Below are 12,345 nucleotides of genomic sequence, written 5' to 3' on the forward strand. Positions count from 1 at the left end.
ATTTTTCTTAATGTCTTAATGGTTAAAAAAAATACGATTATGATAAAATGGGCAGATATAATTCGTTTTTCGAATAACGGAAATCCAACTCCTGAAAAAAGAGTGGAAAAAACCGAAGAAGAATGGAAACAAGTTTTAACTCCTGAAGAATATCAGGTAACACGCTTAAAAGGAACCGAGAGATCTTTTAGCTCTGAACTGTGCAGTTTATTTGATCCGGGAATTTACGAATGTAAATGTTGTGGCACTGTGCTTTTTGATGCTTCCGAAAAATTTGAATCAGGAACCGGATGGCCTTCTTTTACACAACCAATTCAGGAAAATGCAATTGCATATCACGCCGACAAATCATACGGAATGATTCGTGTTGAAGTAGTTTGTAATACCTGCGATGCGCATTTGGGTCACGTTTTTCCTGATGGTCCCGAACCAAGCGGTTTACGTTATTGCATAAATGCGGTTTCTCTTTCTAAAATAAAAGAGTAAATAACCTTTACTTCATTTTTAAAGCGATTCATTTTTAATTAAATGAGTCGCTTTTTAGTTTCTTATTTTCACTCTAAAGAACTAAATATGAAGCGTTATATATTAAAAATAAAAAAGCACAATAGAAGAATTGTCCTGCAAATTTCATAGCTTTTAAAAATAAATCTCTATAATTAAGATTATTCATTTTTTTAACTAAAACTTCAACTACCGTTTTTGTCGATAAATTTCAAAAAACATTAAAAATGAATTTTCGCAATTGAAAAAAAATAAAAAATTCACACAACTGAATACTCGTTTATTTTATAAAAAACTGCAAGAGTGTGTATTCTCTTATTGGTTTATATCAAATTGAAAAACAACCAAATAGAAAACATTTCAGCACTAATTATGACAGATAATTTTATTTAAAAAAGATGTTTTGAGCATTAATTTAAATTTAAACAAAGTTCATTAAATTAAAAACATATCAATATTTTAATAGCTTTTATGTTAATTTTGTAATATTTAAACTATTATTTAAAAAAGAATTTAAAAAACTTCAAAATAAGATTAGGTAATTCGAATCTAATTGATTTTATTTGGCAAAAAATAACCCCACAATCTATTAAATTCATTCGATGAAATCCTATTCAATTCAAGAAATTAATGAAGTAATTAATGGTGTAATTTATGGCACAACTTCACAATGCGTTACAGCAACAGAGCAGCTAGAAAAAGCTACAACTTCAGAAATTTCATTTATAGGAAATAAAAAATATGAAAAATACTGGGAAGGCTCAAAAGCCTCAATTGCAGTCGTAAACGAAGACATTTCGATAGAGCCGGGAGACAATCGTGCTTTTATTAAGGTAAAAAATGCTGATTTGGCTATGTCTCAAATCTTAGCCCTTTTTGCCCCGCCTACTCCAATATTCCATAGCAATATTCACAAAACTGCAACAGTTGATGAAACAGCTATTATTGGTGAAGGAGCAAGAATTGGTGCAGGTTGTTATATTGGTCCAAAAGTAGAAATTGGGGCTAATGCTACCATCTATCCAAACGTGACAATTCTTGATGAATGTACTATTGGTAAAAATACAATTATCTGGTCTGGAACTGTGGTTCGTGAGCGTTGTCATATTGGCAGCGATTGCATTATCCATCCAAATGCAACAATTGGTGCAGATGGTTTCGGTTTCCGTCCTTGCAGTGAAAAAGGCTTGGTGAAAATTCCACAAATTGGAAACGTAATTATCGGAAACGGAGTTGAAATTGGTGCAAATACTTGTGTAGATCGTGGAAAATTTAGTTCTACTGTTCTTGGTGATGGCTGTAAAATTGATAACTTAGTTCAAATTGGACATAATAGTAAACTAGGTAAATTTTGTATCATGGCCGGAAATAGTGGTTTGGCCGGTTCTGTAACTTTAGGAAATGGAGTTATAATCGGCGGAAGCGCTTCTATAAAAGACCATACTACAATTGGTGACGGTGCTATTGTTGGCGCAGGTTCTGGTGTTACAGGAGATGTTCCTGCCGGAAAAACCATGTTAGGATATCCTGCAGTCGAAGCTCGTGATGCTTTGAAACAATGGGCTATTCTAAAAAGAATGGTTTGCGATTCTAAGAAATAATCTAAAAACAATTATATAAAAAAAACAGAAGTCTACTTCTGTTTTTTTTGCTTTATACATAAGTGAAAGATTTATTTACAAGGCTTCACATTCAAAACCTAAAATTTTCATCAAAAAAATAATCTCTTTCATAATATCATTATCCGATTCAAATCGTAAAATTCGATCACAATCCTCAAGATCAAAATTCCATTTCGAATTCGGAAATAGGGTATTCAATTTTGGAGCAATTCTTTTTACTTTCGAAGAAGAATTGACATTTGTTTTAAATACTAAAACCATAATTTAAATTGATTTTACTGTTGAGACGTTATTCCAATTTTACTTAGAATTTTAGCATCAATATAAAAAGTCCCAAACGGAATTATACAGGCTAAAAGTACTTTCCATGTTGTGTCTTTAAATTTCCAGTTCTGCTCTACTCCTACACTTATTGTATTAAAGATAAAAAGCAAAAATAAAGCGCCATGAATTGTTCCCATAATTCTGGTCAGAAATGGTTCTGCAAAAACATACTTTAAAGGAACTGCAATAAATAATAATATCAATAAAGATGTTCCTTCTAAAAATCCAATAATTCGTAATCTTCCAATGTTTGTTTGAAATAAATGTTTCATAATTATCTAAAATAAGGTCGGTTTGAAAATGGAGAAAATGGCCAGGGAATCGCAATAAAAATGATCAATAAGGCAACTGAGAACCACAGTAACATTGTTTTAAACTTATCGTTGTCTGCTTTTTTCTTTTGGCTAGAGCCGAACCAATTGTAATTAAAACAATTCCGGTTAACATCAGGAAAATATGAAGTATTCCAAAAAATGCAGTTTCAGAATTTTGAATTCCTTCTGAAAAATTCTTCCAAAAATATTTCACGATCGGACTTTGTACATAAATTAAAATCCCAAAAATTAATTGAATATGAGCAATTGTCGCCGTCCAGTGTCGAACAGCATTATCAGTTTTGGTAAATAATAATTGAGAGGAATAACCTTTATAAGCCCTGAATATAGAATACAATAAGCTTATTAATACGAACCATCTAAGAAAAGAATGGCAAATTAAAAGAGTTTGATACATTGTTTTTTGATTTAGACAATGCAAATATATTCAAAAACATACTAATTAGTATGTTTTTGAAATCGAATTTATTTTAAACTATTCAAATAATTCTTAAACTCTTTTAAATAAACAATATAGCAGGAATTATTATCTTGTAATTTACCAAAATTTCGTATTCCCCAATAACCGGACATTATAAAATAAGCAACTTGTTCGCCATTTATATCTTTCCTTATTAATCCTGATTTTTGAGCATTTGCAACAGCTTTTTCAATAGTAATTTTCCATTGATCGACCAATTCAGTCAAAGCTTTACTAAACTGGTTATTCCACGGCGTCATTTCCTGCGTTAAATTTCCAACCGGGCATCCATATTTTACCTGCAAAAAAGGATCGTCGAGAAGTAAATACGAAATCATGTTATAAAAATCTTCAATTGGATTTGCTGAATTTTCTACTGGTTTTATAAAACCTTCCAGCATTGTAGGTCTTAAAATTTCCTCAATAATAGCAACCCCCATTTCGTCCTTTGTTTTAAAATGGTAATAAAAAGCACCTTTCGTAACCTGAGTTGTCGCAATAATGTCATCGATACTCGTGGTTTGATACCCTTTTGAATAAATCAATTCAAATGCTTTTTGAAGAATTGTAAGTCGGGTGTTTGCAGCTTTAGACATAAAAAATACCAATTAGTATGAAACAGCAAATTAAGTTAAAAAAGTGAATTTAGTTTAAAAATTCAAATAGCAACAAATCCCTATGCCTCGGGACTATGTGTTAGAAAAGAGTTTCTTTTGATTTACTTTTCAAACACATAAAATCTATGTTTCTATGTGTTTAATTAAATTTTACGCATTATACCAAACGGATTAATTTATTATGCTAGTTTCAATTGATTTTGTAAATTAGCCAACACTATTTTGTAAAAACCACAATTTCTTATGGATTTAAACTTCAATAAAAACGAAGATCACAATAAACTATTACTTTCTGAATTAAAACAAAGATTCACCAAAATAAAATTGGGCGGAGGAGAAAAACGTATTGAAAAACTACATGCCGAAGGCAAAATGACAGCGCGTGAACGTATCGCCTATTTGCTTGATGAAAATTCAAAAAGTATTGAAATTGGAGGATTTGTTGGAGACGGAATGTATGCTGAACATGGCGGCTGCCCTTCTGGCGGAGTTGTCATTAAAATAGGATATATTCGAGGAAAACAATGCATTGTAGTAGCCAATGATGCTACTGTAAAAGCCGGAGCCTGGTTTCCTATTACAGGAAAAAAGAATCTTCGTGCGCAGGAAATTGCCATGGAAAACAGATTACCTATTATCTATTTAGTGGATAGTGCCGGGGTTTATTTACCGCTTCAGGATGAAATTTTTCCTGATAAAGAACACTTTGGCAGAATCTTTAGAAACAATGCCCAAATGAGCAGCATGGGAATTACGCAAATTGCTGCCGTAATGGGAAGCTGCGTTGCCGGAGGAGCTTATTTGCCTATTATGAGCGACGAAGCCTTGATTGTAGATAAAACCGGAAGTATTTTTCTTGCCGGAAGTTATCTCGTAAAAGCGGCCATTGGAGAAACTATTGATAATGAAACTTTAGGCGGAGCAACAACACATTGCGAAATCTCCGGCGTGACAGATTATAAAGCAAAAGACGATAAAGACGCTCTTGATAAAATAAAAAATATTGTAGATAAAATTGGTGATTTTGACAAAGCCGGTTACAGCCGAATCAAAGCTGAAAAACCCACTCTTGAACCAAAAGACATTTACGGAATTCTGCCAAAAGCCCGAAACGAGCAATATGATATGATGGAAATTATCAATCGTTTGGTTGATAATTCTGAATTTGAAGCTTATAAAGATGGCTATGGCCAAACTATCATAACAGGTTATGCCCGAATCGACGGCTGGGCTGTTGGAATTGTTGCCAATCAAAGAAAAGTTGTAAAAACAAAGAAAGGAGAAATGCAGTTTGGCGGTGTAATTTATTCTGACAGTGCCGATAAAGCGACACGTTTTATTGCCAATTGCAATCAAAAGAAAATTCCGTTGGTATTTTTACAAGATGTTACCGGTTTTATGGTTGGGTCAAAATCTGAGCATGGCGGAATTATAAAAGATGGTGCCAAAATGGTAAATGCAGTTAGTAATTCAGTAGTTCCAAAATTTACTGTTATTGTAGGTAATTCGTACGGAGCAGGAAATTATGCCATGTGCGGAAAAGCATACGACCCAAGGTTAATCTTCGCCTGGCCAAGTGCGGAACTTGCTGTTATGGGCGGAACTCAGGCTGCAAAAGTATTAGCACAAATTGAAGCTTCTTCGCTTAAAGCGAAAGGAGAAATCGTAGACGAAACCAAAGAAGCTGAATTATTCAATAAAATAAAAGCACGGTACGACGAGCAAACTTCACCTTACTATGCTGCTTCAAGATTATGGACAGATGCTATTATCGACCCGCTAGATACACGTACATGGATTTCAATGGGAATCGAAGCTGCCAACCATGCCCCTATTCAAAAACCTTTTAATTTAGGTGTAATTCAGGTTTAGTTTTTTAAAAAATGCGTAAAAAAATAATGCATAATTTATTTTTAAGTCTCTAAAAAATAACTATCTCATTAAAAATTAGTAACTTAGTATGTAATTTTTAATCAGCGTAGTATCATGGAAAATGTAAAAAGTTTAAATAAATGGGCCAATTCGCACACTTATTTACCAGTAGATTTAGTACGTATTATATTGGGTGTTTTTTTATTTATGAAAGGAGTTTCATTTGTAACGAATGTCCAGTATTTACATGATTTGATTTCTCCTATTGATCGCTTTGGCGGCGGAATGTTTCTTTTGCATTACATCGCACCAGCTCACATGATTGGCGGGATTATGATTGTTTTTGGATTGCTAACCCGTTGGGCAATAGCTGCTCAGTTACCAATTTTATTTGGAGCTGTCCTTGTAAATTTTATGGGACACATGCATTCTCAAAGCTTAATTTTGGCAATAGCTGTATTATTACTTTGTATTTTCTTTTTGATTTATGGAGGCGGAAAACATTCAGCCGATTATTATTTTAAAATGCAGCAATAACACGATTTATCCTCGACTTTTTACATTTGTTGGGGATAGATATGTCTTCTTTTAACATTAATTAGCATTTTAAAGTTTCGTTTATTGTATTTTATGAACTAATTTCGCCACCATGATTTGGATTCGTAAAACAATTATTTTTGTATCACTTTTGATCATCACTTTATTTGCTTTTCAGGCAAGTGAAGCTGGTGTACCAAAAATTGAAAATAAAAAAACGAATCCTGCCTTTTCAGTAGAAAATGTTGACACATCAGAATTTATACAACCACAAGCCAGTTATCATTTTGCGGCTAATATAAAAACAAGCCAATCAGTTTTAATTAAATGGTTTGAAACTTTATTGATGACAATTCCCGGTCATCAGGTTGTAAAATCAACAACAAATTTTGCCAATCAATTCTCAAATCAGAGCAAGAAAATATCTTTATTGCTCTATCCCTTCCATTATTTCTGGTAATTAAATTAATGAAACTTATCGGGAAGAATATCTTCTTCCAAAATTAATCAGGCCGTTTTCAACAACGAAAACAGTTTGTTATTTCATGTAATTTAATTCAAATTTAAAAACATAATGGATACAAGTGTAACTATAATTGGTATTGTGATTGCGATCATAGTAGCCATTCCGGTATATTTTTCTGCACGAACAAGTGCTGCAAACAAATCAAAGATCTTAAATATCAAAAAGAAATTCAATCCGGTAAATCCGGAAGATTTTGATTTAACAGAATCTCAAAGCAATAAAACGCTGACGATTGATCAAAAAAACAGAAAATTTATTTTAATGAATTTCAATCCCAATAAACAAGAATCAACGTTTGTAGATTTAAAAACGGTTTCATCCTGCAAATTAATTCCAACTACTGACGGAAATTCAGATACAATCTTAAAAATTGATTTCGAGTTTCAGGAAAAAGAAACATCAAAAAAATCACGATTCCATTCTACGATTTTGACGACGACAGAATTAAGCAAATAAGTGCTTATCAAGATCATCAGTTTGCAAAAAAATGGCTTAAAATCATTCAGGATTCTATTTAGTGTTAGTTATTTAATTCAGTAAAAAGAGGCTCATTTTGAGTCTCTTTTTTTACGATAAATATGACATTTATCATTTTATGTTTTAAGCAAGTAAATTAATTTTGATAGTCCAAAAATGTACTCTTATGAAAATTTCACTGATCCAAAAATACAATGTCCCAGGTCCAAGATATACGAGCTATCCAACTGTTCCGTATTGGAACGAAGCTGGTTTTAGCCAGGAAAAATGGATAGAATCGTTTCAGAAAGCTTTTTCAGAAAGCAATTCAGAAAACGGAATTAGCTTGTACATTCACTTGCCTTTTTGCGAAAGCATGTGTACTTTTTGCGGATGCAACAAACGTATCACAAAAAATCATTCAGTTGAAGAAACTTATATAAAAGCGCTGCTAAAAGAATGGAGCCTTTATTGCAGATTACTTCCGGAAAAGCCCTTAATAAAAGAGATACATTTAGGCGGAGGAACACCAACATTTTTCTCAACAAATAATTTAGAACATCTTATAAATGGCATTTTTTGTTTTGCCAATAAGGCAGAGAATTACGAATTTAGTTTTGAAGGACATCCAAATAATACAACTTACGAACAACTTAAAAAATTATATGATTTAGGTTTTCGCCGGGTAAGTTTTGGTGTTCAGGATTATGCAGAAAAAGTACAAAAAGCAATTCATCGTATTCAGCCTTTTCACAATGTTGCAAAAGTAACTTTTTGGGCAAAAGAAATTGGATACACTTCTATAGGTCACGATATTATATTCGGACTGCCATTTCAAACAATTGAAGATGTTGTGGATACGGTTGAAAAAACAAATTCATTAAAACCAGACCGATTAGCATTTTATAGCTATGCACACGTGCCATGGATAAAAGGAAATGGTCAGCGTGGATTCAATGAAGAGAATCTTCCTAAAGATGCCGAAAAAAGAAAACTATACGAAATAGGAAAACAAGTACTTTCTAAAAATGGTTATCACGAAATTGGAATGGATCATTTTGCATTACAATCAGATAGTTTGTATAAAGCATCTCAAAACAAAAAACTCCATAGAAATTTTATGGGTTATAGCGCCTCAAAAACACAATTAATGATTGGTTTGGGTGTTTCATCTATTAGCGATAGCTGGTACAGTTTTGCACAAAACACTAAAAACCTGGAAGATTATTATCAATTATTAGAATGGGATAAATTGCCTGTTGTAAAAGGACACATTCTTGATAATGAGGATTTGATTATTCGAAAACATATTCTAAATCTAACATGCGAATTTGAAACTTCATGGAGCAATGAAAACCTTTATTTTAAAGATCTTGGCAATGTAATTTCAGATTTAAAAGAAATAGAAAACGACAATTTAATTGTGATTGAAGAAAATAAAATTAAAATTACAGAAGCCGGAAGGCCTTTTGTACGCAATATTTGTATGGCTTTTGATTTACATTTAAAAAGAAAATCTCCAGAAACCAGTTTGTTTTCTATGACAGTTTAGATTTAGTGGCAATTAGGCATTTGCTGCACAAATAAACTCATATTTGATGGAGATAAATACGGAATTCCAAGTCCTAAACCTCTAAGAATAAACAAAATACCAATAATCACAGCAACATAAGGAATTGCTTTTTGTATTTTATTTCTAAAAGACATTTTTAATAAAGAATGTAAATATACTACCGCCGTCATTAAAGGAATGGTACCTAATCCGAATAAAAGCATGTACAAAACTCCATAACCCGCACTTTGCATTGCTATTGCTCCAAATAAAGCTACATACACCATTCCGCATGGCAAAAAGCCATTTAAAAGCCCGATTATAAAAAGCGATTTATAACTTTTGTTTTTAAAATGACTTCCTAAATTAGATTTGATTTTTGAAATGAGCTTATAAACGGGTTTTGAAAAATTGTATTCTGAAAATATTTTTTCCGGAATCAAAACAACGATTATCATCAATATTCCAATAAAAATAGACATTTTTTGTTGTAACCCCGCCAGAAAGAAACCTCTCCCTAGTAATCCAAAGATTAACCCAATTGTTGCATACGCTGTTAAGCGGCCAATATGATAGGTAACAATTTGAGTTGTTTTCTTCACTTCATTTTGATGATCTACAGGCAACATCATGGCAATTGGACCACACATTCCTATACAGTGAAAACTACTAATTAGTCCGAATATGAAAGCAGAATACAACATTTTTCATCTTATTAATTTACATAAACAACCTCTTTTGACAAGTATTTTTTACCATCGTATTGCCATTCCATATTAACATCCCAGCGGCCTTTGATGAGTTTGTTTTTAGGAATTAATAATGAAGATTTTGTTAAAGCGATAGGCGTATTAAAATCGAATTTTTTGTTTGAAGGTCTGTATAATAATATGTTTCCTTTTATTTTATCACTTTCAAATTTTACAGGAAAAATTATTTCTACTCCGTCCGCAACATATTTTATAGTTGGTCTTTGCTGTAAATCATGTGCATTTTGAATTCGGGCCATTTCATCCTGAAAATGCGAGTCATGTTTGTAATATTCTTCTACAACCAAATCATTATCATATTTACTATTTGACTGTACTTCAAAAACAAAATATAGAATAAAGGTCATAAATAACCCAAATGCTATCACTATTCCGGTTCCCCAATTTATTTTCATGGTATTATTTTTTAATTAAAACTTCGCGGTCCTAAAAAGTTTGTTGTGGTGGTTTCAAGCAACTCATTTCCGTTATAAATACCTATTTTTACTTTGGTTTTATCACTTTCTAAAATAGCCTGATCAATTTCTATAAAAAGAGTTCCTTGTGAAATTCCTTCTTTTATAATTTTAAAATGCTCACTACCAACATTTTTAATATCTCCTTTTTGATCAATCAATTCAAAATGAATATCATTATAATCCTTCATTGTTTTATTGACAATCTTATAGGTGTAAACATTACTAATTTCATCCCCTTTATGTTGAAAAAGCTGTCCCGGCAAACGCAAAATAATAGCCTGAACATCGGCACGTAAAAAAAGCATTCCAACAAAAACACTTAATAAAATAAATAAAACTGCAGTATAACCTTTCATTCTGGCAGTAAACTTAAAAGGTTCCTTTTTTGCAATTTCATCTTCAGATGCATAACGAATAAGTCCTTTGGGCAAACCAACAGAATCCATTATAGAATCGCATTCATCAATACAAGCCGTACAATTTGTACATTCTAATTGTGTCCCGTTTCTAATATCGATTCCCATCGGGCAAACATGCACACACTGATGACAATCAATACAATCTCCTTTTCCGGTAGTAGCCCTGTCTTCCTTTTTATTAAACTTGGCACGTCCTTCTTCTTTTTCACCTCGTACAAAATCATACGCGACATTTATCGATTTATTATCTAAAAGTACACCTTGTAATCGGCCATAAGGACAGGCAATAATACAAACCTGTTCGCGGAACCAGACAAAAACAAAATAAAAAACGCCTGTAAAAATTAGTAACGCAATAAAATTACTGGCTTGCGCAATAGGTCCTTGCTCAATCATTAAAAACAAAGTATCGCTTCCTACCAAATAAGCAAGAAAAACATTGGCAATACCAAAAGAAATCAGAAAAAAGATAATCCATTTAATGACTCTTTTTCGAATTTTTTCTGCATTCCACTCTTGTCTTGACAAACGCAGCTGTGCACCTCGATCACCGTCTATCCAATATTCTATTCTACGAAAAACCATTTCTAAGAAAATAGTCTGCGGGCAAATCCACCCACAAAATATTCTTCCAAAAACTACTGTAAACAATATTATAAAAACAATACCAACGAGCATTGAAATTACAAAAAGATAAAAATCTTGTGGCCAAAATGGAAAACCAAAAATATTAAAACGACGTTCCAAAATATTGAACATCATAAATTGGTTTCCGTTTATTTTTATAAACGGATTAGCAACTAATATTGCCAATAGCACATAACTAACCCATTTTCGATAATCATAGAATTTACCAGACGGTTTTTTAGGAAAAATATATTTTCTCTTACCACCTTCGTCAATCGTTCCAATGGTATCTCTAAATGCTTCGTCTGGTAAATTTGACATGACTTATTATTTTTTAACTTCTGTACTATCAGCTGGTTTTCCATTTGCTATATCGGGGTGCGGAGCGTTTTCATCAACCCAAACTTCCCCTTCTGCTTCTTTTGGATCTTTTGGATCACTTCCTTGTAAAGACAAAATATAACTGGCTACTTTTTGAATTTCTTTAGGCTTTAAGGTTCCTTTCCATGAAATCATCCCTTTACCATCACGACCTCCATTTGTTATAGTATGAAACAAGTTTTTAATTCCGCCTCCTAAAATCCAGCGATCATCTGTTAAATTTGGTCCGATTTGTCCTCCACCGTCAGCTCTGTGACAAGCAGCGCAATTTGTTGTAAAAATTTCTTTACCTACATCTAAATTTTCTTTATCCGTAAGCAAAACAACGGTTTTCTCGTCCATCAAATCAGGTGCTGTTTTAAGATATTCATCAACATCAATTTTCGCCTGAGCCATTTCTTTTTTAAGCTCCATTTCCTGATCATCGGCACCAAAAACATCATAACGGGCAACATAAATTACTCCAAAAATAATGCAGGCATAAAACAGATAAACCCACCATGGCGGCAAATTATTATCCAATTCCTTAATTCCGTCATAATCATGATCCATTAGCAAAGCCCCTTCATTTTCGATAGGCTGCGTTTTAGTAAGCTTATGCATTAGGTCTTTGTACCAGGTACTTTCTTTTAGACTTAAACTGTTTTCATGGTCTGCCTGAGCCTTTTCTTCCGGTGACATTAATTGATACATCACACGATTTACAGCGCTTAACGTAATTTCAATTGCAATTAGAATGAAGAGAAATACAAATAAAAAAACTGAAACCATTGGGTATTTTATAAAAGCGGCTCTGTCGCCTGAATCTATAAAATACTCCATCAATCCGAAAACGATGAAGAAAATCACCGGTACTCTTACATATACTGGGAAAAATTTTTTCAT

General features: G+C 32.6%; 15 protein-coding genes. 7 read left to right on the plus strand and 8 right to left on the minus strand.

What is annotated here, in order from left to right:
* Window positions 1-39 precede the first annotated feature (39 nt).
* Both msrB and lpxD read left to right on the plus strand, forming a co-directional pair.
* The gene (msrB, locus tag ACZZZT_RS19330; protein WP_463461602.1) at window positions 40-486 is read left to right on the plus strand and encodes a peptide-methionine (R)-S-oxide reductase MsrB; all 447 of its coding nucleotides are present in this window, start codon (window positions 40-42) and stop codon (window positions 484-486) included.
* A 620-nt stretch (window positions 487-1,106) separates the two neighbouring features.
* Entirely contained in the window at window positions 1,107-2,105 is a 999-nt protein-coding gene (gene lpxD, locus ACZZZT_RS19335) for a UDP-3-O-(3-hydroxymyristoyl)glucosamine N-acyltransferase (protein WP_463461603.1), read from the plus strand.
* Window positions 2,106-2,180: 75 nt separating this feature from the next.
* Here the strand turns inward: lpxD and ACZZZT_RS19340 are convergent, their stop codons facing one another.
* From ACZZZT_RS19340 to ACZZZT_RS19355, 4 genes are all read right to left on the minus strand, one after another.
* Window positions 2,181-2,387 (minus strand): hypothetical protein, encoded by a 207-nt coding sequence (locus ACZZZT_RS19340; RefSeq protein ID WP_302095442.1) that lies wholly within the window; start codon window positions 2,385-2,387, stop codon window positions 2,181-2,183.
* A gap of 14 nt (window positions 2,388-2,401) precedes the next feature.
* Window positions 2,402-2,722 (minus strand): DUF3817 domain-containing protein, encoded by a 321-nt coding sequence (locus ACZZZT_RS19345; RefSeq protein ID WP_463461604.1) that lies wholly within the window; start codon window positions 2,720-2,722, stop codon window positions 2,402-2,404.
* Window positions 2,723-2,786: 64 nt separating this feature from the next.
* Window positions 2,787-3,182, minus strand: a complete 396-nt coding sequence (locus tag ACZZZT_RS19350; RefSeq protein WP_463461605.1) for a hypothetical protein — start codon at window positions 3,180-3,182, stop codon at window positions 2,787-2,789.
* A gap of 68 nt (window positions 3,183-3,250) precedes the next feature.
* Window positions 3,251-3,841, minus strand: a complete 591-nt coding sequence (locus tag ACZZZT_RS19355; protein WP_463461606.1) for a TetR/AcrR family transcriptional regulator — start codon at window positions 3,839-3,841, stop codon at window positions 3,251-3,253.
* A gap of 264 nt (window positions 3,842-4,105) precedes the next feature.
* Between ACZZZT_RS19355 and ACZZZT_RS19360 the strand changes: the two genes are divergently transcribed.
* The 5 genes from ACZZZT_RS19360 to hemN all read left to right on the plus strand — a co-directional run bounded on the left by ACZZZT_RS19360 (window position 4,106) and on the right by hemN (window position 8,805).
* On the plus strand, window positions 4,106-5,734 hold the full coding sequence (locus ACZZZT_RS19360; protein WP_463461607.1) for an acyl-CoA carboxylase subunit beta: 1,629 nt from the start codon (window positions 4,106-4,108) through the stop codon (window positions 5,732-5,734).
* Between the two features lie 114 nt (window positions 5,735-5,848).
* On the plus strand, window positions 5,849-6,271 hold the full coding sequence (locus ACZZZT_RS19365) for a DoxX family protein (RefSeq protein ID WP_042564206.1): 423 nt from the start codon (window positions 5,849-5,851) through the stop codon (window positions 6,269-6,271).
* A gap of 112 nt (window positions 6,272-6,383) precedes the next feature.
* Window positions 6,384-6,731: a hypothetical protein gene (locus ACZZZT_RS19370; protein ID WP_463461608.1), complete on the plus strand. Its 348-nt coding sequence runs from the start codon at window positions 6,384-6,386 to the stop codon at window positions 6,729-6,731.
* A 114-nt stretch (window positions 6,732-6,845) separates the two neighbouring features.
* On the plus strand, window positions 6,846-7,253 hold the full coding sequence (locus tag ACZZZT_RS19375) for a hypothetical protein (protein ID WP_463461609.1): 408 nt from the start codon (window positions 6,846-6,848) through the stop codon (window positions 7,251-7,253).
* Window positions 7,254-7,440: 187 nt separating this feature from the next.
* Window positions 7,441-8,805, plus strand: a complete 1,365-nt coding sequence (gene hemN / locus ACZZZT_RS19380; protein ID WP_463461610.1) for an oxygen-independent coproporphyrinogen III oxidase — start codon at window positions 7,441-7,443, stop codon at window positions 8,803-8,805.
* 2 nt (window positions 8,806-8,807) lie between these two features.
* Here the strand turns inward: hemN and ACZZZT_RS19385 are convergent, their stop codons facing one another.
* The 4 genes from ACZZZT_RS19385 to ACZZZT_RS19400 are packed head-to-tail and all read right to left on the minus strand — an operon-like array spanning window position 8,808 to window position 12,345.
* Window positions 8,808-9,509, minus strand: coding sequence for a sulfite exporter TauE/SafE family protein (locus ACZZZT_RS19385; protein WP_463461611.1), 702 nt, complete (start codon window positions 9,507-9,509; stop codon window positions 8,808-8,810).
* A gap of 11 nt (window positions 9,510-9,520) precedes the next feature.
* Window positions 9,521-9,970, minus strand: a complete 450-nt coding sequence (locus tag ACZZZT_RS19390; RefSeq protein ID WP_073393591.1) for a FixH family protein — start codon at window positions 9,968-9,970, stop codon at window positions 9,521-9,523.
* Between the two features lie 11 nt (window positions 9,971-9,981).
* Window positions 9,982-11,400, minus strand: coding sequence for a cytochrome c oxidase accessory protein CcoG (ccoG, locus tag ACZZZT_RS19395; RefSeq protein ID WP_463461612.1), 1,419 nt, complete (start codon window positions 11,398-11,400; stop codon window positions 9,982-9,984).
* 6 nt (window positions 11,401-11,406) lie between these two features.
* Entirely contained in the window at window positions 11,407-12,345 is a 939-nt protein-coding gene (locus ACZZZT_RS19400) for a cbb3-type cytochrome c oxidase N-terminal domain-containing protein (protein WP_302095432.1), read from the minus strand.

The sequence above is a fragment of the Flavobacterium sp. AC274 genome (assembly GCF_979258275.1).

Coding starts and splice junctions, on each gene's coding strand:
- msrB (WP_463461602.1), top strand. CDS start 40: ATGATAAAATGGGCAGATATAATTCGTTTTTCGAATAACGGAAATCCA.
- lpxD (WP_463461603.1), top strand. CDS start 1,107: ATGAAATCCTATTCAATTCAAGAAATTAATGAAGTAATTAATGGTGTA.
- ACZZZT_RS19340 (WP_302095442.1), bottom strand. CDS start 2,387: ATGGTTTTAGTATTTAAAACAAATGTCAATTCTTCTTCGAAAGTAAAA.
- ACZZZT_RS19345 (WP_463461604.1), bottom strand. CDS start 2,722: ATGAAACATTTATTTCAAACAAACATTGGAAGATTACGAATTATTGGA.
- ACZZZT_RS19350 (WP_463461605.1), bottom strand. CDS start 3,182: ATGTATCAAACTCTTTTAATTTGCCATTCTTTTCTTAGATGGTTCGTA.
- ACZZZT_RS19355 (WP_463461606.1), bottom strand. CDS start 3,841: ATGTCTAAAGCTGCAAACACCCGACTTACAATTCTTCAAAAAGCATTT.
- ACZZZT_RS19360 (WP_463461607.1), top strand. CDS start 4,106: ATGGATTTAAACTTCAATAAAAACGAAGATCACAATAAACTATTACTT.
- ACZZZT_RS19365 (WP_042564206.1), top strand. CDS start 5,849: ATGGAAAATGTAAAAAGTTTAAATAAATGGGCCAATTCGCACACTTAT.
- ACZZZT_RS19370 (WP_463461608.1), top strand. CDS start 6,384: ATGATTTGGATTCGTAAAACAATTATTTTTGTATCACTTTTGATCATC.
- ACZZZT_RS19375 (WP_463461609.1), top strand. CDS start 6,846: ATGGATACAAGTGTAACTATAATTGGTATTGTGATTGCGATCATAGTA.
- hemN (WP_463461610.1), top strand. CDS start 7,441: ATGAAAATTTCACTGATCCAAAAATACAATGTCCCAGGTCCAAGATAT.
- ACZZZT_RS19385 (WP_463461611.1), bottom strand. CDS start 9,509: ATGTTGTATTCTGCTTTCATATTCGGACTAATTAGTAGTTTTCACTGT.
- ACZZZT_RS19390 (WP_073393591.1), bottom strand. CDS start 9,970: ATGAAAATAAATTGGGGAACCGGAATAGTGATAGCATTTGGGTTATTT.
- ccoG (WP_463461612.1), bottom strand. CDS start 11,400: ATGTCAAATTTACCAGACGAAGCATTTAGAGATACCATTGGAACGATT.
- ACZZZT_RS19400 (WP_302095432.1), bottom strand. CDS start 12,345: ATGAAAAAATTTTTCCCAGTATATGTAAGAGTACCGGTGATTTTCTTC.